General features: G+C 55.5%; 15 protein-coding genes and 2 tRNA genes. 12 read left to right on the top strand and 5 right to left on the bottom strand.

Going from position 1 to position 19,374, the window contains the following annotated elements:
• Nucleotides 1–9: 9 nt before the first annotated feature.
• Nucleotides 10–1,161 carry an ABC transporter permease gene (locus FHR98_RS08985; RefSeq protein WP_183416345.1) on the top strand — a complete coding sequence of 384 codons (1,152 nt, stop codon included), beginning with the start codon at nucleotides 10–12 and terminating at the stop codon, nucleotides 1,159–1,161.
• A 21-nt stretch (nucleotides 1,162–1,182) separates the two neighbouring features.
• Nucleotides 1,183–3,297, top strand: a complete 2,115-nt coding sequence (locus FHR98_RS08990; protein WP_183416346.1) for a dipeptide ABC transporter ATP-binding protein — start codon at nucleotides 1,183–1,185, stop codon at nucleotides 3,295–3,297.
• Here FHR98_RS08990 and FHR98_RS08995 read toward each other — a convergent pair.
• From FHR98_RS08995 to FHR98_RS09005, 3 genes are all read right to left on the bottom strand, one after another.
• Nucleotides 3,290–5,137: an adenylate/guanylate cyclase domain-containing protein gene (locus FHR98_RS08995; RefSeq protein ID WP_183416347.1), complete on the bottom strand. Its 1,848-nt coding sequence runs from the start codon at nucleotides 5,135–5,137 to the stop codon at nucleotides 3,290–3,292. The genes FHR98_RS08990 and FHR98_RS08995 overlap by 8 nt on opposite strands.
• A 146-nt stretch (nucleotides 5,138–5,283) precedes the next feature.
• A tRNA-Asn gene (locus FHR98_RS09000) sits at nucleotides 5,284–5,359 on the bottom strand.
• A gap of 103 nt (nucleotides 5,360–5,462) precedes the next feature.
• Entirely contained in the window at nucleotides 5,463–5,888 is a 426-nt protein-coding gene (locus tag FHR98_RS09005) for a DUF4864 domain-containing protein (protein ID WP_183416348.1), read from the bottom strand.
• 135 nt (nucleotides 5,889–6,023) lie between these two features.
• On the opposite strand from FHR98_RS09005, the gene FHR98_RS09010 reads away from it, so the two are divergent.
• The 9 genes from FHR98_RS09010 (at nucleotide 6,024) to FHR98_RS09050 (ending at nucleotide 16,494) form a co-directional block, all read left to right on the top strand.
• A tRNA-Cys gene (locus FHR98_RS09010) sits at nucleotides 6,024–6,097 on the top strand.
• Nucleotides 6,098–6,314: 217 nt separating this feature from the next.
• The gene (locus FHR98_RS09015; protein WP_183416349.1) at nucleotides 6,315–7,700 is read left to right on the top strand and encodes a DUF8689 domain-containing protein; all 1,386 of its coding nucleotides are present in this window, start codon (nucleotides 6,315–6,317) and stop codon (nucleotides 7,698–7,700) included.
• A 126-nt stretch (nucleotides 7,701–7,826) separates the two neighbouring features.
• On the top strand, nucleotides 7,827–8,486 hold the full coding sequence (locus FHR98_RS09020) for a protein-L-isoaspartate O-methyltransferase family protein (RefSeq protein ID WP_221205814.1): 660 nt from the start codon (nucleotides 7,827–7,829) through the stop codon (nucleotides 8,484–8,486).
• A 13-nt stretch (nucleotides 8,487–8,499) separates the two neighbouring features.
• Complete coding sequence (locus tag FHR98_RS09025; protein WP_221205815.1) at nucleotides 8,500–8,835, top strand: rhodanese-like domain-containing protein; 336 nt, start codon at nucleotides 8,500–8,502, stop codon at nucleotides 8,833–8,835.
• A 30-nt stretch (nucleotides 8,836–8,865) separates the two neighbouring features.
• Nucleotides 8,866–10,263 carry a TolC family outer membrane protein gene (locus tag FHR98_RS09030; protein WP_183416350.1) on the top strand — a complete coding sequence of 466 codons (1,398 nt, stop codon included), beginning with the start codon at nucleotides 8,866–8,868 and terminating at the stop codon, nucleotides 10,261–10,263.
• A gap of 117 nt (nucleotides 10,264–10,380) precedes the next feature.
• Nucleotides 10,381–10,914, top strand: a complete 534-nt coding sequence (locus tag FHR98_RS09035; protein ID WP_183416351.1) for a DUF2497 domain-containing protein — start codon at nucleotides 10,381–10,383, stop codon at nucleotides 10,912–10,914.
• Between the two features lie 117 nt (nucleotides 10,915–11,031).
• Nucleotides 11,032–13,680 (top strand): valine--tRNA ligase, encoded by a 2,649-nt coding sequence (locus FHR98_RS09040; protein WP_183416352.1) that lies wholly within the window; start codon nucleotides 11,032–11,034, stop codon nucleotides 13,678–13,680.
• Nucleotides 13,681–13,847: 167 nt separating this feature from the next.
• The gene (ilvD, locus tag FHR98_RS09045; RefSeq protein WP_183416353.1) at nucleotides 13,848–15,584 is read left to right on the top strand and encodes a dihydroxy-acid dehydratase; all 1,737 of its coding nucleotides are present in this window, start codon (nucleotides 13,848–13,850) and stop codon (nucleotides 15,582–15,584) included.
• Nucleotides 15,565–16,494 (top strand): DMT family transporter, encoded by a 930-nt coding sequence (locus tag FHR98_RS09050; protein WP_183416354.1) that lies wholly within the window; start codon nucleotides 15,565–15,567, stop codon nucleotides 16,492–16,494. The genes ilvD and FHR98_RS09050 overlap by 20 nt, the downstream gene beginning before the upstream one ends.
• Here FHR98_RS09050 and FHR98_RS09055 read toward each other — a convergent pair.
• Together FHR98_RS09055 and FHR98_RS09060 are read right to left on the bottom strand one after the other, a co-directional pair.
• The gene (locus FHR98_RS09055; protein ID WP_183416482.1) at nucleotides 16,491–17,351 is read right to left on the bottom strand and encodes a flavin monoamine oxidase family protein; all 861 of its coding nucleotides are present in this window, start codon (nucleotides 17,349–17,351) and stop codon (nucleotides 16,491–16,493) included. The two genes, FHR98_RS09050 and FHR98_RS09055, sit on opposite strands and share 4 nt — an antisense overlap.
• A 27-nt stretch (nucleotides 17,352–17,378) precedes the next feature.
• Complete coding sequence (locus tag FHR98_RS09060) at nucleotides 17,379–17,738, bottom strand: FAD-dependent oxidoreductase (protein WP_183416355.1); 360 nt, start codon at nucleotides 17,736–17,738, stop codon at nucleotides 17,379–17,381.
• A gap of 89 nt (nucleotides 17,739–17,827) precedes the next feature.
• On the opposite strand from FHR98_RS09060, the gene FHR98_RS09065 reads away from it, so the two are divergent.
• Nucleotides 17,828–19,324, top strand: a complete 1,497-nt coding sequence (locus FHR98_RS09065; protein WP_183416356.1) for a M81 family metallopeptidase — start codon at nucleotides 17,828–17,830, stop codon at nucleotides 19,322–19,324.
• The last annotated feature ends 50 nt before the right edge of the window (nucleotides 19,325–19,374 follow it).

The raw sequence follows: 19,374 nt of genomic DNA on the forward strand, positions 1-19,374 counted from the left end.
GGACGTTCAATGGAAAGCATAGGCTTCCTTGAGATCTGGGGCGTCGTCATAGCGCGGCTATGGCCGGTGTGGCTTGGCTTGGCAGTCTTGATGGGCGCGAGTGCATTTTACCGCGACCGGTTGGGGCTTTATGGACGGCTGTATCATAGCAATGTGGGTATGGTGGGTCTTGGGATCGTCTTTTTTTGGATCCTTACGGCATTATTTGCCGATATTGTTGCTCCCTTCGACCCGATTGAGCAGTTCGTGCTGCTGAAACGGGCGGCGCCCGGATCCATCGAAGCAGAGACCGGCAGAGCATTCCTGTTCGGTGCGGACAACCTGGGGCGCGATCTGTTCAGCCGCATGGTTTACGGCAGCCGTTTTGTGCTTCTGATTGCACCTGCAGCGACCTTGGTGGCCTTTTTGGTTGGAATCTCCTTGGGATTGCCGGCGGGGTACTTTGGCGGCAAAAGCGATGCGATTCTTTCCTTCATCGCCAATCTCGTGCTGGCCTTCCCTGTGATCTTGTTGTTCTACCTGCTGGTAACGCCCGGTGTTCGAGAGACCGCCATTCCGAATTTCATGGCGGGGGTGTTCTTTATCTTCCCGGTTTTGATTTTTGCGATGCTGTTCTACACCCGCTATGCGCAACGTGCCGGATTACTCGCAATTCTGCTCGCGGTTACCTTCGGGTTGGGTGGCTGGATGTACATCGGCGTGGTCTTTGACCTCGACCCGCTTGGCATCATCCATCTGGAACCGAACGAGCTGAACATCTTTGCCGCGGTGGTGTTTGCGTCATCGCCCGGTGTCTTCCGTATCGTTCGCGGTCTGACGATGGATATCAAGACACGCGATTACGTGGCTGCCGCGCAAACGCGAGGCGAGGGGTCCTGGTACATCATGTTGTGGGAAATGCTTCCCAACGCCCGCGGTCCGCTGATCGTCGATGCCTGCCTTCGCATCGGCTATACGACGATCCTCCTTGGAACGCTCGGTTTCTTCGGTCTGGGTTTGGCGCCGGAGTCTCCGGACTGGGGCTCCATGATCAATCAGACCCGTGGATTCATCCGCATTGTTCCAACGATTGTGCTGCCACAGACGATTGCTTTGGCATCGCTGGTTCTTGGCCTCAACCTGCTGGCCGACGGCTTGCGGGAAGAATCATTGCGAGACTGATCGAGGAAGGAGAATACAGCGATGAGTGATCCGATCCTGGAAATTGATAACCTCTCGATCTCCTTTTTTACCCGAATTGGAGAAATCCCGGCGGTCATGGATTTCTCCTGTAGCGTCCAACCGGGCGAAGCGATGGGCCTTGTCGGTGAATCCGGCTGCGGCAAATCAACTGTTGCGCTCGCTATTATGCGCTACCTCGGGTCGAACGGCCGGATTGTGGATGGCTCGATCAAGTTCAAGGGCCGCGACATGAGCACACTCTCCGAAGAGGAGCTGTCGCAGTTGCGTGGATCAAAGATCGCCATGATCTATCAGGAGCCCATGGCTAGCCTGAACCCGGCGATGCGCGTCGGCGCTCAATTGACCGAAGTCCCCATCCTTCATGAAGGGGTTTCGATGGCAGAGGCCGAGAAACGCTCCATCGAGATGCTCGAGGCCGTACGCCTACCTGATCCGGAGCGGATCATGCGTGCCTACCCGCACCAGCTTTCCGGCGGTCAGCAGCAACGCATTGTGATTGCTATGGCGTTGTTATCCAAGCCGGAGTTGCTCCTGCTCGATGAACCAACGACCGCCTTGGACGTTACTGTCGAAGCTGGGATCATTGAACTGGTGAAGAACCTAGGGAAGCAGTTCGGCACCTCGATGATCTTCATCTCTCACAACCTGGGTCTGATTTTAGAGACCTGTGATCGCATTACGGTCATGTATTCGGGTGAGGCCGTGGAGACAGGCACGGTCGACGAGGTCTTCAACAAAATGCGCCATCCCTATACGCAAGGGCTGTTCCGTTCCATACCCTTGCCGGGCACCGACAAGAACGCGCGCCCAATCGAACCAATTCCGGGACAGTTTCCCTTGCCGCATGAGCGCCCGCCTGGCTGCAATTTTGGCCCACGTTGCGCGCATTTCAAAGCCGGACTTTGTGACGTTGGTAATCTAGCCATGCACACAATTGCAGGCGAGGAAGGCCATGCCTCCCGTTGCGAGCGCATTAGTGACATCGACTGGGCAGCGCCGATTGTCGCGTCGAAGGAGTTTGCCGAAGTAGAGCCCGGCGACGTCGTTTTGAAGGTGGATAAGCTAAAGAAATACTACACCGTCAGCGCTAACGAGATTTTTGGTGGCAAGCAACGCACGGTTAAAGCCAATGAGCGCATTACGATGGATGCGCGCGAAGCTGAAACCGTTGCCATTGTCGGTGAGTCCGGCTGCGGGAAATCGACCCTGGCGAAGGTCCTGTTGGGCCTGGAAACAGGCACCGATGGCGTGATCGAACTCAACGGGGAGGATATTACCTATAAACCTGTCGAAAAACGCTCAACAGGTACCGTGAGTTCGCTTCAGATGGTGTTCCAAAATCCATTTGATACCCTTAATCCAAGCCATTCCATAGGCTCGCAAATCATTCGCGTGCTGGAGCTTTTTAAGATTGGGAAGGACCAACAGGAACGCGAAGCACGTATGTTCGAACTGCTCGATATGGTCAAGCTTCCACGCGCATTCGCCGACCGCAAGCCACGCCAGCTATCAGGCGGCCAGAAGCAACGTATCGGCATTGCGCGCGCGTTTGCGGGCCATCCAAAAGTCGTCGTTGCGGACGAGCCCGTTTCCGCCTTGGATGTCTCGGTCCAGGCTGCGGTGACCCAACTGCTAATGGAGATCCAGCGCGAGTCACGCACGACCATGCTATTCATCAGTCATGATTTGTCCGTCGTGCGGTATCTGGCGGATCGCGTTGTCGTAATGTACTTGGGGCACGTTGCTGAAAAAGGGACGACCGACGAGGTTTTCTCGCCGCCCTATCATCCCTATACGGAGGCGCTGCTTTCCGCCGTCCCCATAGCCGACACATCGGTTCGCAAGAAGCGGATCATTCTGGAAGGCAATCTGCCATCGGTGATGAACCCGCCAAAGGGCTGCCCTTTCTGCACGCGCTGTCATCGGCGCATTGGCAAGGTTTGCGATACGGAAGTTCCGCCAGTTCATAACATCTCGGATACCCACAGCATCGCCTGCCACATTCCGCTGGAAGAGCTTATGAAGGTTGAGCCGGTTATCGTGCTGGCGGGGAGCGGTGACGGCGATGCGGAAGGTGATGGTCCGACTACGCCGGAAACATCGACGCTTAGTTAGAATTGGTAGGCTCGTCGGGGAAATCTAGCCCAGCTTTACGTAGTCCAACTGCGAGAGCGGCAATCAGCTCTGGGTCCATGTTTCTGACTAGAAACGGGGTTAGGGGGGTCACCGCGGAATCCGGACGAAGCTGTAAGACATGTTCAAGTGTTTGCCTCGCCTTTTCCGGCTCTTCGTTCATTGCGTAAGCGGCCACCAAGCTTGTCTGCACCATGTAATTGTCCGGTAGGTTCACCTTCAGGGCGATGTCCCGTGCGGATTTATAATCACCCTGCAAATAGGCGTGCAGATGCCAAATATAGTCCCACCAACTTTGATGTTTCGGGTTCAATGTTTTAGCGCGCTGAACCCAGGTTTTCCCTTTCTCCCATTCGCCTGAGTAGGCCATCCAAGTGCCAAGGTCGGCGAGCACGAAAGCATCGTTTGGATTTAACTTGATGGCACGATCAGCGAATTGCTGGAAGATAGTCCGGTCTTCCATTTGCATTTGGCTGAGAATTGCCAAGGCGTAATATGCATCAGCATTCTCAGGATTGAGCTTTAGTGCGCGATTGGCTGATTCTCGCGCCAGTTCCGCCCAATCATCAGGCGTGTCGATGGCGTACTTCTTAGCCTCAATGTAGCTGAACGCCAGACGTGACCAGCCAAGAGAGTAGTCCGGATCGTTCTGTAATGTTTGCTTGAGGCAGTCTCGTGCTCTGCGGTGACGATCCGGTTCAAAGGTCTCGTAGAACCAATAGGACAACAAAACGCAATTATAGGATTTGAGCGTTTGGGGCGCATCCCGCCGCAATCGATTGGCAATCTGGGTATCGAACAGCGGTGCATCGGCTGAACCGACTTGCGCGACCACTTTCTGAGCGATCTCAAGCTGTATGTCGAAGATGTTAGCTATGCTGAGGTCGCGTCTGAAAGGACCGGGGGAATCAAGCTCCTGGCAAGTCCGCGCATCCGTAAATCTCGTCGTCACCGCTAGTAAATCACCAGAGCGTTGGACACTTCCGGATAGAATATAATCAGTGCTCAATTCACGACGCACTTGGGTGCATTGAGGCCGTGTGCCCAACTGGCGTGTGGAATTCAGATCAATCACAAAGAGATTCGAGAACTTCGAGAGATAAGTCACAATCTCTCTACTTAGACCTTCGCTGAAGTACTGGTTGTCCGCATTCTGCTCCAAAGTATCGAATGGAAGGACGGCGATGCGCGGGCCGTTTGGCAAATCGACCTCGCTTGTCGCGGTAAACCAGCCCAGAAAGGCTCCCAGAAGCAAAATCATAGCAAGTGCAACGATAGGAACGCGCCAGGGCTTCGTTCCTCTGCGGCGCAGTTGGACCGCTTTTTCGGCCGGCCAGCACCAAACTTCGATTGGCTTTGCTATGTTTTTGACGCGTTGTCGCCCCCCCAAAGCGAAGATGCAATCAACTTTTCCCTTCACTTGTTCGTGGACAGCGCCGGAAAGGCAGATTCCACCAGACGGTGCCAAGCTTTCCAGTCTAGCGGCAAGATTAACGCTTTCACCGAACAGATTATCGTCTTCTTGGATCATCTCGCCGAAATGAATTCCTATTCGAAATTCCATTTTGGCATCGGCGCTTTGGTCTCTGTTGATATCTTGCAGCGCGCTCTGGATTCGATGTGCACAGCGTACGGCGGTAACGGAGCTTGGAAATTCCGCAATCACGCTGTCTCCAGCCGTGCCAAAGACCCGTCCGCCAAGCTCGTTCACGATTGATTCGATAATAGTCCGACGTTCGGTAAGCAGCCGGTAGGCCGCTCCCTCATCAGCCTCCATGAGGCGACTGTAGCCAACTGCATCCGCCGCAAGGACGGCGGCCAAGCGATGGTCCATGAGCCTCTCCTTAACGCATAAGGATACTGCGAGAGAGTAGGATGGTCCATTATAGTTAAGGGTGTGCAATACCGCCCGACGGCGCCGGGCAATGTAAAAGGGGCCTCCAAATCTGAAGGCCCCTTTTTAAAAATTGGCTCCGCGGGCAGGACTCGAACCTGCGACAGGGTGGTTAACAGCCACCTGCTCTACCAACTGAGCTACCGCGGATCAGCGACGTTCGGCAATACCGTCAACGTCCGTATGATGGCGCGGCTTATAGCAAAAGAATTCATGCTTGCAAACCCATTCCGCACGACTTTCGGTGGTCGGTCTAACTGGTGGTATCATCTGCCTTTCTCAGGTGGACGCCGTTAATCTTCCAACTACCGTCTTCCTGACGTTGCATGATATAGGCGGCGATGACCGCGGTGCCGTCGGGTCCGACCAGATGCACCTGTTGGATAGGATGCCCTTCGACGACACTTAGTTCTGTAAATGTGACGTCTTGTGCACGATAGACGTGCTGATAATTGCGGCGCACGATGTTGATAAACCGGCCCGGGTTTTGGAATTTTTCTTGGATGTAAGGAGACGCATAGCTGAAGGCTGTGCCGGCGTCATCTAGTCGGAAGGCCTGAATCTGGGCGAGAATCGTGCTCTGGATAGCTTGCCGATCTGAGTCGCCAACCGGCTGGGCGCTCAGTCCAGCGGGCGATAAGAGCGCGGCAATTAGCAGCAGAAAACGCAGAGGTCTCATTTCCTGGTTCCTCCTTGGGTCTATATCATGACATAGCGCGGAGCCGTCGGTAATCCAGGCGTGATGAAATATTGTAAGTCTCGGCTTGAACTTCCGACCGGGAGAGGTTAATCCCTGTTCACCGCTCGCTGAGGCGGCCCGGTGGCAGAGTGGTGATGCAGAGGACTGCAAATCCTTGTACGTCGGTTCGATTCCGGCCCGGGCCTCCATTTCTTCTTCAGGACACCATGAGCGTCGCCGGCCTGAAGAGGCGGGCACCGCGTTGAGCACAGCAAATATTCTTTGCTTTGTTAGTATTTCAATTAAGAAAATCTCAACTTTTATCTTTTAGCTTCATCGCTGCTACCAAGAGGCGAGGCTGACACGACTGGCGCGACTTCTAGATGGTGGCAGCTTTATTGAAGTCTTCGGGATGGAGCAGTAAGAATGACCAGCGAATTTGGCGCTCAAAAACTAGCGCAACCTCAGGGTGATTTTGAGCAGCTTCAAAGCGATATTTCGGATACCACCCCCCAAGAAACTCCGGACGTTGTATTGGAAGCCCCGAAAGAGCCAAAAAACATTTCGGAGACCGGCGTCAGCAAAACAGTGATTGAGGCCCTGATCCTCAAGACCATGATCTCGCTGAAGGTCGAGACGATAGCAAAGTTATGCAAGTCCCTCTTTCTGCCTTACTCGATTGTCGAGCAGATCATGGAGGAGATGCGGACGAGCGGGATGGTTGAGATCCTCGGCTCGACGGGAGAGGGGGCGGGCGATCAGTTCCGTTTCACTTTGACTACGAGCGGTCGGAAGATTGCGCTTGAGGCGCTTGATCGAAACAAGTATGTCGGTCCGGCGCCAGTCGGGCTAAAGGCTTTTGCCGAGCGTGTGCTCAAGCAATCCATCATAAACGAGATGATACCGCGAGAGCGAATTGATGAATGCTTTGGCGATCTCGTGGTCCCTGAAGAACTGGTTGAGGAATTGGGCCCGGCGGTCAACTCCGGACGCGCCGTTCTCCTTTACGGCACTCCAGGTAACGGTAAGAGTTCGCTCGCCGAGCGAATGGGACGGATGTTCCTGAGTGAGATATATATTCCGCATTGCGTCGAGGTCGGCGGAGATATCATCAAACTCTATGACCCTGCCTTGCATCGTGCGGTTGGACCCGAGGAGCCTGTCGACTCTATTTTCAAGACCGTATCGATCGAGCGCGAAGATATCGACAAGCGTTGGGTCAAAATCAAACGCCCCCTGGTGATCGCTGGCGGCGAGCTGACGTTGGAGATGTTGGACCTACAGTTCAATGCCTTGAGCGGATTCTACGAAGCGCCGCTGCACATGAAAGCGCTTAACGGCATTATGATGATTGACGACTTCGGTCGTCAGCTGGTGTCGCCGGAAAGCCTTTTGAATCGCTGGATTGTTCCCCTGGAGAAGCGGATTGATTTCCTGAAGCTCCATACGGGAAAATCGTTCGAAATTCCCTTCGACGCTCTGGTCGTTTTCTCAACCAATCTCAGTCCGAAGGACCTGATGGATCCGGCATTCCTCCGCCGTATTCCCTACAAGGTACGTATCGAGGGACCCACGTTCGAAGATTTCGCTATGATCTTTCAGCGTGTTGCGTCGGAAGCAGGGCTGGTGATCGACGATGAAACCATTCGCGAGGTGGCCGGGTTCCTGGAACAAAAACAGCTTCAGCTCGCGAATTATCAGCCAAAATTCATTATCGATCAGGTGGTGGCAGCATGTAAGTATGCGCGGACGGAACGCCGCTGTGATCAAAAGCTGATCAATCGAGCGATGCGTAATCTTCAAGTCGATTGAACGCTGCCAGTTCGTAAGTGATAGCGGCGGGGAATTGCTTCCCGCCGTTGTCATTGGCACAGGGTCAGCCTATAACGGCTCTACCATTTTTTTGCCTTGGGAGCGCCGACAGGCTGTTACGCTGCAATGATCGATTTTGAAGCTGCTCGTCACAACATGGTCGAAAGCCAAATTCGGACCAACAAGGTTCGTGATTTGAGAATCGTGGATGCTATGGACTCGCTTCCACGTGAGCTGTTTGCGCCTGAAAATCGCCGTGGTGTCGCATATATCGATGAAGATTTACCTATCGGGAATGGTCGCTATATGATCGAGCCGATGGTGCTTGCCCGTTTGGTTCAAGCAGCGGAAATAAAGCCTGGCGACCTTGTTCTCGACCTCGCCTGTGCAAGCGGTTACTGCGCGGCTTTGCTGACGATACTGGGTGCAACCGTTGTCGCTGTCGAACCAGACGCTGATTTGATTGCCATGGGGACGGAGGCCTTGAACGAGGCTGGCATCGAGAATGTGGTCATGCTTAAAGGCGATCCAAAGGTCGGTTACGAAAAGCAAGCGCCCTACAACGTGATCTTGTTGCCTGGCGCCGTTGCGGAAGTGCCGGCGGCTTTGTTTGATCAGCTCGCAGACGGCGGGCGGTTGGTAACCGTTGTTCGGACTGATCAAAACTCTGTTGGCGCAGCCACCCTGTATCGACGGAGTGGTAAGGCGATTTCCAGCCGTGTTTTATTTGATGCGTCGACGCCGCTATTGCCCGGTTTTGAGAGGCAACCTGGTTTCGTGTTCTGAAAATAGGAACCTGATGTCCGTGATAGATAGTCCGTTGGAAATGGAAGTCGAAGAATTACGGCGACGGCTTGCCAGCGATGATTCACTGGTGGTTCTGGATGTTCGGGAGCCTTGGGAGTTGGAGATTGTCCGGCTCTCGGGAACACTTGATATACCGATGAATCACTTGATTGAACGGATAAAGGAAGTGCCGCAAGATCGGCCGGTCGCCGTGTTGTGCCGCAGCGGTGGGCGCAGTATGAAAGTTACGCAGTACCTGCGTCAGCAAGGATTCTCGAACGTGATCAATGTCGCCGGGGGGATTCTTGCCTGGGCCGACCGCATCGATAACACTTTGGCCAAATATTGACTGTGATAATTGGGAGAGGATCTTCGTCCCGTGAGTAAGAAGAACCGATTGAGTCAATTTACAATGTTGACGGCATTATCGCTGGCTACTTTTACGATGGCGGGCGCTTTTACTCTTCCTGCAGCAAAGGCGGAAAGCTTGGAGCAAGCTCTGATTGCCGCCTATGAGAGCAATCCTACCTTGCGGGCCGCCAGGGCCAATCTGCGGGCCGGGGACGAAGCGGTCCCGCAAGCCCTGTCAGGATGGCGGCCTTTGGTTACGGTGAACGCTAATACCGGCGGTCAATACACTGATTCGGACAGTGGAAGCAGCAAGAACAGCGATGGGACTTTGCCGATTGGGGCAAGCCTGGACATCGTCCAACCTCTTTATACCGGTGGTCGTACGGACGCCAATGTCAACGCTGCCGAGAACGACATTCAGGCGCAGCGTTCATCTTTGAAATCGACTGAGCAGCAGGTGCTGCTGGATGCTGTTGCAGCCTACATCAATGTCTGGCGAGCCAATTCTGTTCTTGAATTGAATCTGAATAACGAACGTGTGTTGCAACGGCAGTTGGAAGCGACCCGGGATCGTTTTTCGGTAGGTGAGTTGACAAGAACAGACGTGGCACAGGCTGAATCCAGGCTGGCACGGGCGGTTTCCGATCGGATCGAAGCCGAGGGCGCATTGGCCGAGGCGGCTGCGGTCTATGAAGAAGTGATAGGCCGTTCGCCCAGCGATACCGTGCAGCCCCCCCTCCCGATGAGTTTGCCTGCCAGTCTGCAAAGCGCGGTGGATGTTGCTCTCGCTAGCAATCCGGACGTGGTCGCAGCCGAGTTCCAACAACGCGCAGCGGGGCATCGCGTCGAAGCGGCGGAAGCGGAGTTTGAACCAGAGGTTAATCTGGTCGGGCGTGTGAGCCACGACCGGAACCGGACGGTCGATGATAGCAACACGACCCAAGCGTCTGTGCTAGCTGAACTGACTGTGCCGATTTACCAGCAGGGTTTTGTGTCCAGCCAGGTACGGCAGCAAAAGCAGATCTCCAACCAGCGTCGTATAGAAATTGAACAGGCGCGCAGGCGTGCTCAGCAGGAGGCCGTTGCCTCTTGGGAGGCTTTGGTAACCGCAAGGGCGCAAACAACGTCATTTGAATCCGAGGTGGAAGCCAATCGTATAGCGCTCGACGGAGTCCAGCAGGAAAACTTAGTGGGTGCACGAACTGTCCTGGATGTTTTAGATGCGGAGCAGGAGCTGCTAAACTCTCAGGTTAATCTAGTGACGGCGCAGCGGGACTTGGTGCTGGCGGCGTACCGTACAATCGCTGCAACGGGATCTATGACGGCCCAGGGCCTTGCATTGGACGTTACGCTCTACGACCCGCAAGCGAATTATAACGCCGTTCGGCACCGCGCTTACGGAACGGATGTCCTGCCCATTCAGTAAACGGCGGTCTGCCCAACGAGGCTGTTTTTGCAATCATGAGGGGCGACTGGCAGAATAATGGGTAGAGACTCGGCTGAAGCGGTTTGATCCGAACGGGCGCGCCCATAGGGAGTATCCATGAGTCAAGCGACACCCGAAGGCGAAGCGACGATGGAAGATATCCTCGATTCCATCCGTAAGGCGGTGGAAGCCGAAGATTGGCAAGTCGTCGAGCCCGAGCCTGTTATCGAATTGACGCGGGTGGTGAAAGAGGACGGCAGTGTTGTCGATTTGACTATGCCTACATCAGAGTCTGGAACCGAGGGCAATGGGGAGCAAGTGAGCGAGGAACAGTCTGTGAGTGACGGAAAGAACGGTGATTTCGAACGGCCCCATGAGGGAAATTCGTTCGGCGACAAACCAACGCCCGGACCGAATGATCGGCTGTCCGCCGCTGCCGGATCCGCTGCGCTTTCGAGTTTCATCTCAAAATCCGAAGAGAAACATGTCGATATTGGCCCGCAACTGGGATCGGGCCGCACCCTTGAAGGTGTTGTACGGGAAGCTCTGGTACCCCACGTGCGTGATTGGCTGGAAGAAAACCTCGTTCCGCTCGTGCAGAATATAGTGCGCGAAGAAATTGAGCGTATGGTTCGTCGCAAAGACGACTAAGGTCCTCTCTAACCGGCCAAATCAGAAAAAATCTGTAAGAAAGGTTTGACGAGTGGCGGCCCAGCGCCGCATTAACTCTGTTGATCTCTGGTTTCGTATAAAAAGGAAACAGCAGCAGTGCTGGAAAAGACGTACCGACCCAAAGAGGTCGAGACAAAGAATTATGCGCGTTGGGAAGAGGCGGGATGCTTCGAGGCGCATGAGGACTCGGCTCAGCCCCCCTACACGATCATGATGCCACCGGCGAACGTGACCGGTAGTCTACATATCGGCCATGCCCTGACTTTCTCGATTCAAGACATCCTAATCCGCTGGAAGCGTATGCGCGGGCATGACGCGCTCTGGCAACCGGGCACAGACCATGCCGGTATTGCCACCCAGATGGTCGTGGAGCGGAACCTCGCGGCGGAAGGAATCCATCGCCGCGATTTGGGGCGCGATAAGTTTCTGGAAAAGGTGTGGAACTGGAAAGAGGAATCCGGCGGCACGATCATCCGGCAGCTTCGTCATCTTGGTGCGTCCGCGGACTGGAAACGCGAGCGCTTCACAATGGATGAGGGGCTTTCTAAGGCCGTCGTTAAGGTGTTTGTCGAGCTCTATAAACAGGGCCTAATTTACCGCGACAAACGCTTGGTGAACTGGGATCCCAAACTGCATACCGCAATCTCCGACCTGGAAGTTCAGCAAAAGGAAACGAAGGGCCATCTCTGGCATTTCCGTTATCCGATCGAGGGGGAAGATGGGCGTTACATCGTCGTTGCCACCACACGGCCGGAAACGATGTTGGGTGACAGCGGCGTGGCAGTTCATCCCGAAGACGAACGTTATGCTGATTTGATCGGCAAGTTTGTCGTGCTGCCTCTAGTGGGGCGACGGATACCGATTGTCGCCGATGAATGGGCCGATCCAGAAACCGGTTCCGGCGCCGTCAAGATTACGCCGGCCCATGATTTTAACGACTTTGAGGTCGGCCGTCGCCATGAGCTGGAGATGATCAATATTTTTGATCAGGATGCACACCTCAACGATTCCGTTCCGGAACCTTACCGCAGGCTGGATCGTTTCGAAGCGCGAGCGCGAGTTGTGGCGGATCTCGAAGCATTGGGGCTTGTCGACAAGATTGAGGACCACGTTCACGTGGTGCCGCATGGTGACCGAGGCGGCGTTCCGATCGAACCCTACCTGACGGATCAGTGGTACGTTGATGCCGCAACCCTTGCCAAGCCTTGTATCGAGGCGGTTGAATCCGGAAAAACCCGCTTTGTACCGCAACAATACGAAAACATTTATTTCGATTGGATGCGGAACATTCAGCCGTGGTGCGTCTCGCGGCAAATTTGGTGGGGACACCAGATACCTGCGTGGTATGGGCCAGACGGCACGGTATTTGTCGAGATGACGGAGGAGGCCGCTTCCGCGTCCGCTAAAAGCCATTATGGAAAGACCGTGGACCTTCGCCGCGACGAAGACGTGCTCGATACCTGGTTCTCCTCTGCGCTTTGGCCATTCTCGACTCTCGGATGGCCGGAGGACACCGCAGCGGTAGAACGTTATTACCCTGGGGATGTTCTGGTAACAGGCTTTGATATCATTTTCTTCTGGGTCGCACGCATGATGATGATGGGCATCCATTTTATGGGCGAGGTTCCCTTCAAGGATGTCTATATCCATGGCCTCGTTCGGGATGCCGAAGGGCAGAAGATGTCGAAGTCCAAGGGGAACACGATGGACCCCCTTGATGTGGTGGAGAAGTATGGATGTGACGCCCTACGTTTCACCTTGGCCGCTCTTTGCACCAACGGACGTGATATCAAGCTCGCCGAACCCCGCATCGAAGGTTATCGCAATTTTGCGACCAAACTTTGGAATGCCAGCCGTTTTGCCTTGATGAATGGCGTAGAGTTGCAGGCGGGGTATGATCCATCCACCAACAGTTTGACGATCAACCGTTGGATCGTCAGCAAGCTGACGAGCGCTGCGTCTTCTCTCGACCAGGCGCTTTCGAGCTATCGCTTCAATGATGCCGCTTCAATTCTGTATCACTTCGCGTGGGGTGAGTTTTGCGATTGGTACATTGAGTTGTCAAAACCAATATTGAACGGTGAAGACCTGGTAGCCAAGGCCGAGACCCAAGCAACGACAGCATGGGTTCTAACGCAGATCGTCAAGCTTATGCATCCGCTTATGCCTTACATAACAGAGGAACTTTGGGGAACGTTGTCTGGCGGTGGTGAGGGCCTCCTGATTTCGGCCGCCTGGCCGGCGTTGCCCGAAACGCTGACTGACGTAGAGGCGGAGGCCGAGATTGACTGGCTCATCAAGTTGATCACGGAGGTCCGGGGTACGCGGAATCAAATGAATGTCCCCGCTGCAGCGCAAGTGCCACTGCTGATTAAGGGCGCGAGCGATATTACACGAGCCCGCTTGACCGCTAATGAGGCCTTGATTGGGCGTCTGGCCCGCGTTTCAAAGCTCACGCACAGTGAAACCTCTGCGGGCGAAGGCGATGTTCAGATGGTGGTGGGTGAGGCGACCTTCGTCATGCCATTGGGCGATGTCATCGACTTGGCGGCCGAGCGCGCCCGTTTGCAACGCGATCTGTCAAAGCTTGAAGGCGAAATTGCGAAAATCGAAAAAAAGCTCGCAAACGAGCAGTTCATCGCAAAAGCGCCCGAAGAAGTCGTTGAGGAACAGCGCGAACGGTTGGTAGAAGCGTCACAGACACGCCAGAAGCTGTCGGATGCAGTTGCCCGCTTGGGTGCATGACGAAACGACCGGAAAGTTAGAGGTTTAGGCTACGACAATTTTGTTGGAACCTGCTTGCATGCTTTCCATGCGGAAAAAGCGGTAGAGGTGTCAGGCAGGCAGCGATAGTCTCCAGCCTTGCAATGTAATGCTTAGATATCCTGGCAGGAAACGAGGGAGGGCCCGCTATGCCACTCGATCACGGAAAAAAGAAATGGGACAAGTCGAAGCTGGTGAGTCGCCACGTCTCGATTGGGCCGGATAAAGCGCCACATCGGTCCTACTATTTTGCGATGGGCTTGACCGAAGAGGACGTGGCAAAACCTTTTGTAGGCGTCGCTACCTGCTGGAATGAGGCCGCGCCTTGCAATATAGCGCTCTCTCGCCAAGCCCAGGTGGTTAAGAAGGGCGTAAACGAGGCGGGCGGCATGCCGCGCGAGTTCACCACCATTACCGTGACCGATGGCATTGCCATGGGACATGCGGGCATGAAGTCATCGCTGGTGTCTAGAGAGGTCATCGCCGATTCGGTTGAGCTGACGATGCGCGGCCACTGCTATGACGCCCTGGTCGGGCTGGCCGGGTGCGATAAGTCGTTGCCCGGCATGATGATGGCCATGGTGCGCCTTAATGTTCCTGCGGTTTTCATGTATGGCGGATCGATCCTGCCCGGTCGTTTCAAGGGGCGGGATGTAACGGTTCAAGATGTGTTCGAGGCGGTCGGTGCCCACGCAGCCGGGAAGATCGATGCCGAAGAGTTGCACGCTCTGGAATGCGTCGCTTGCCCATCGGCCGGTTCATGCGGCGGTCAGTTCACTGCTAATACGATGGCTTGTGTTTCGGAAGCGATGGGTATTGCACTACCGGGGTCAGCGGGCGCGCCTGCTCCGTATGAAACCCGCGACGCCTATGCCGAAGCATCGGGCAAGGCTGCCATGGACCTGATTGAGATGAATCTGCGCCCACGCGATATCGTGACCCGCAAGGCGCTTGAAAATGCCGCCGTCGTGGTCGCCGCCTCAGGAGGTTCGACCAATGCGGCGCTTCATCTTCCAGCCATCGCCAACGAGGCAGGCATTGATTTTGATATTCACGAGGTTGCCGCGATCTTCCGGCGCACGCCCTATATCGCCGATCTCAAGCCCGGCGGTCGCTTCGTCGCCAAGGATCTTTTCGAGATTGGCGGCGTTCCGGTCCTGATGAAAGCGCTTTTGGACGGCGGATACCTGCATGGCGATTGCATTACGGTGACCGGCAAAACCATTGCGGAGAATTTGGCCGATGTGGTGTTCCCGACGGATCAGGAAGTGATTCGCCCGACATCAAACCCCCTCACTTCCTGGGGCGGTGTTGTTGGGTTGAAAGGGAACCTCTCGCCGCAGGGTGCGATCGTTAAGGTTGCCGGTATGAAGAAGTTGAAGTTCACCGGTCCGGCGCGCTGCTTTGATTGTGAGGAGGATGCCTTTAAAGCCGTCCAAGCCCGCGATTACAAGGAAGGTGAGATCCTTGTTATCCGCTACGAAGGGCCCCGTGGTGGGCCGGGCATGCGTGAAATGCTGGCGACCACCGCCGCCATTTATGGTCAAGGCATGGGTGACAAGGTCGCATTGATCACTGATGGCCGTTTCTCTGGTGCAACGCGTGGTTTCTGTATCGGCCATGTCGGTCCGGAAGCTGCGGTTGGCGGCCCGATTGGTTTATTGAAAGACGGCGATATCATTGCCATCGACGCCGATGAAGGTACCTTGTCGGTTGAACTCAGCGATGCTGAGCTTGCTGAGCGCCGGAAGGCATGGAAGCCGCGTGGTACCGACTACAACTCCGGCGCAATCTGGAAGTACGCACAAACGGTCGGAGATGCGGAGAAGGGCGCGGTGACGCAGCCGGGCGCCAGGGCGGAGACACATGTCTACGCCGATCTCTGATCCTGGCCAATCTGGGGGCGCCTCTGATTCTGAGGGGCGCGATCCACTTTATCTGAGGGGGCTGGCATTCGTATTGGGTGCCAGCCTTTTCAATTCCTCCATCGGTTTCTTGATCCGCGTGGTCGAGGAAGCGGATGGCTGGACACTGCTCTTCTATCGCTCAATCGCTTTCGTCATCTTCATGCTGGGGTTTCTCGCCTTTCGCCACGGCCCAACTAACTTGCCGGCCCGCTTCAGGGCTATCGGTTATCCGGGTGTCCTGGCGGGCGTCATGCTGGGTATTTCCTTTACCGGGTTCATATTCGCACTGCTAAACACGACCGTTGCGAACGTCGTGTTCATCGGCGCATCTTCGCCATTCCTGGCCGCATTCTTTGCCTATGTCGCGCTTAGAGAGCGATTGAGCTTGAAGACCTGGATGGCAATGGGTTTAGCACTTGTCGGCGTGGCCGTAATGGTTGGTGATGGCCTGACAGGCGGCGGAATTCTCGGAATTGGTCTGGCTTTGCTCACCATCACCACCTTTGCCATTGCGTTGGTCGCGCTGCGGTCCGGTCGGCGTAACGATATGCGGCCGGCCACCTGTTTGGCTGGGGTTTTCGCCTTGTGCGCAGCGACGGTTATGGCCGATACGCTCGTGATCTCTGCGCATGATCTTGCCGTAGCCTGCACAATGGGTGTCGTGCAGTTGGGGCTGCAGTACGCCTTCTTGACCGCCGGCACTCGCTATGTACCTGCGGGGGAGGTCGCACTGGTCGGCCGACTTCAGTTGGTCCTCGCACCGCTTTGGGCATGGTTGGCGGTGGGTGAGGTTCCCAGCGATATGACCTTCATTGGTGGGATTGTTATTGTGACGGCGCTCGTGTTTCACGGATTCAACGCCTTGCGAGGAACTTCCTTGAGAGTCTAAGCAAGACTTGCCGCGGCCCGATCGGCGGCCAGCAATCCGGTTTCCCAAGCGCCGTGCACAGTACTGAAAGCGTTGATGGAACAATGCTCTCCAGCCAGGAAGAGTTGATCGTCGAAGCACTCGGCCAGTAAGAGCCTTCTGTCAGCCAAGCCTGGCAAGGCGGCGGAGTATGCGCCGAGCGATAGTGGATCCTGGTTCCACGTCGTTGAGCAGCGAAAGGTCAACGATTTACCAGCCTCGCCACCAAAAACCGCCTTCAATTCTTCCCGCGCGATTGCTTCAATGGTCTGGGGTCCTGACTGTTCGAGCGCACGTGCATTCTCGCCACCGTAAAAGCCGTTAATCAACGGATAGCCCTGTGGGCGAACAAGATACGCGCCCGTTCTTTGGTCGCTGTCCTTTCCGACGGCCGAACTGGTCTGACCAAAGGGGCTATTGAGCCCTTCGATGGTGAATACCGCTTTCAACGCACACCCCATGGGCACGGCTTCCAAGGCCTCGCGTATTCCTTCGGGAAACCCCGGCTCCATTCGAAGGAGACCATTGCGCAGTACATTGACCGGCAAAGCGATAATCAAACGTTGCGCATTCAGAATTCCGTTTGGGGTCTCTACCCGGAACCTAGTGGGATCGCGCTCGATAGATGTCACCGGATTGCAAAGTGCCGCGTTCAATCCGTGTGAAAAGTGGGTAATGAGGGATCCATAGCCTTCCAAAATCGACCAATCCTCGTGGGTGTCGAGATAGCGGCTTGAATCCAAGGTGGAGACGCTATCGGCCTCCCGACTGCTGTGCCAGGTGATAATGGCGCGGAATAAACCTTCCCAGGCGCCAGCGCTGCCCAGATGGTTTGAAATGGCGTCATCGAGGCCTTTTTTGCCGGCTTAATCCACCGCAATGAATGCGCTCTCGATGGCCGCCTGGCGCTTTTTGATGCCGGTTTCATCAAGGGGCGTAGGCGCAAGTCGACGAGACCAGTCGGGTGTGATACCAGGGACGGTGAAGCCTTGTTCGCGAGCGAGTGGCACCAGGGGGTTCTGGCTACCGGAATGAAGGAACTGAGCGCCCAGATCCTGAAACACGCCGGGTGTGATTTCGATGGTATGCGCGCGGCCGCCGACTCGGTCCCGCGCTTCCAGCAATGAATAGTCGACGCCTAACTGCCGCAAACGTCGCGCGGCAGCGATTCCTGCCGCGCCAGCACCGATGATGGCAACGTCTGTGTCGGATTTCCGGGCAGGCAATGAATAGCGTTCCTTTTCGGCACTTGTATTAGGGGCAAGCAGACTTCTAATCTGACGCTCTTTTCGGATCAGGACAAGGATACCTATCCATGCGCATCGCCGTTGGCGGTTTCCAACACGAGACCAACACCTTTGCCCCTTCAAAGGCCACGTTCGAGGATTTCGAGCGTGCTGATGCCTGGCCGCCGTTGACCCGGGGACAAGGTATGGCGCAGGTGGTATCGGGGATAAATCTGCCGGTCGCAGGTGCGTTAGAATACATACGGGATCAGGGGCATGAGATCCTGCCGCTTGTGTGGGCGTCCGCGCCTCCGTCGGCTCATGTTACCGAGGATGCTTTCGAACGTATTGTTGCAATGCTTTTAGAGGATCTGAAAAAAGCCGGGCCGCTCGACGGGGTCTATCTCGATCTGCATGGCGCCATGGTGACAGAGCATCTGGAAGATGGCGAGGGAGCGATCCTCAAGCGCGTGCGCGACCTGCTGGGGCCGAATGTGCCCTTGGCGGTGAGTTTGGATCTGCATGCCAATGTGACGCCGGAAATGGTGGATTTGGCCGATATCCTAGAAATCTATCGGACCTATCCACACGTTGACATGGCCGCGACCGGGGCGCGTGCAGCTGAGCGGTTGGAGGCGTTGTTGAATACAGAGGAACGTTGGCACAAAGCGTTTCTGCAATTGCCTTTCCTTATTCCTTTGACCGGGGGCTGTACTTTTATCGACCCCTCGAAAAGCCTTTATGAGAAAATTCCTCATCTAATAGATGAAAATCAAATTGTATCACTTTCATTTGCCTGTGGATTTTCGCCTGCAGATATTTACCACGTGGGAGCCAGCGTGGTGGCGTACGGCAAGGATTCCGCGCGTGTTTGGAAAGTTGCCGAAGAATTCCGTGACGCGGTAATTGCCCGAGAGGCCGAGTTTGCGGGCGACCTGTTTGCAGCACCGGATGCCGTCCGCAAGGCCCGTGAGATTAGTGCCGTCGCCTCGCGCCCTGTGGTATTGGCCGATACCCAAGACAATCCCGGGGCCGGCGGCAACGGCGACACGACGGGGTTACTCAAAGAACTGGTCGCGCAGCATGCGGAGAAGGCCGTCGTCGGTGTGCTTTGTGATCCAGCATCGGCCGCCGGGGCGCACGATGCCGGTGTCGGGGCAGATATTCGACTGAGCCTGGGCGGGAAGTCGGGATGGCCTGGCGTTACGCCATTGGAGGGCACCTTCAAGGTTTTGGCGCTGTCTGACGGCAAGACGGTCGGAACGGGACCTTTTTACAAAGGTGCAAACATCGATCTTGGGAAAACCGCCTTGCTTGAGATATCAGGCGTCAAGGTCATCGTTGGTTCGCGAAAGATTCAAGCTGCGGATCAATCCATGTTCAGGACTGTTGGGATCGAACCGTCGTCCATGGGAATATTGGCCTTGAAATCCTCGGTTCATTTTCGGGCCGACTTCCAACCGATTGCCGAAAAGGTGCTGGTCGCGGCATCACCAGGGCCCAATCCAGTGGACTACGAATCTCTTGCGTATCGGCGTGTGCGCCCGGGAATTCGCTTGATGCCGGGATCATCCAGGACAAGCTAAACGCGAGGGTATCTTTGGCAATCCGTTGCGGTCGACGGCAGCTTGTCCTA

The sequence above is a fragment of the Limibacillus halophilus genome, assembly GCF_014191775.1.
Taxonomy (GTDB): domain Bacteria; phylum Pseudomonadota; class Alphaproteobacteria; order Kiloniellales; family CECT-8803; genus Limibacillus; species Limibacillus halophilus.

Excerpts from the sequence above, each read along its gene's own strand:
- FHR98_RS09020 (WP_221205814.1), top strand. The coding sequence starts at position 7,827 with ATGATCGATTTTGAAGCTGCTCGTCACAACATGGTCGAAAGCCAAATT.
- FHR98_RS08990 (WP_183416346.1), top strand. The coding sequence starts at position 1,183 with ATGAGTGATCCGATCCTGGAAATTGATAACCTCTCGATCTCCTTTTTT.
- FHR98_RS09050 (WP_183416354.1), top strand. The coding sequence starts at position 15,565 with ATGTCTACGCCGATCTCTGATCCTGGCCAATCTGGGGGCGCCTCTGAT.
- FHR98_RS09065 (WP_183416356.1), top strand. The coding sequence starts at position 17,828 with ATGCGCATCGCCGTTGGCGGTTTCCAACACGAGACCAACACCTTTGCC.
- FHR98_RS09025 (WP_221205815.1), top strand. The coding sequence starts at position 8,500 with ATGTCCGTGATAGATAGTCCGTTGGAAATGGAAGTCGAAGAATTACGG.
- FHR98_RS09015 (WP_183416349.1), top strand. The coding sequence starts at position 6,315 with ATGACCAGCGAATTTGGCGCTCAAAAACTAGCGCAACCTCAGGGTGAT.
- FHR98_RS09005 (WP_183416348.1), bottom strand. The coding sequence starts at position 5,888 with ATGAGACCTCTGCGTTTTCTGCTGCTAATTGCCGCGCTCTTATCGCCC.
- FHR98_RS09035 (WP_183416351.1), top strand. The coding sequence starts at position 10,381 with ATGAGTCAAGCGACACCCGAAGGCGAAGCGACGATGGAAGATATCCTC.
- FHR98_RS08985 (WP_183416345.1), top strand. The coding sequence starts at position 10 with ATGGAAAGCATAGGCTTCCTTGAGATCTGGGGCGTCGTCATAGCGCGG.
- ilvD (WP_183416353.1), top strand. The coding sequence starts at position 13,848 with ATGCCACTCGATCACGGAAAAAAGAAATGGGACAAGTCGAAGCTGGTG.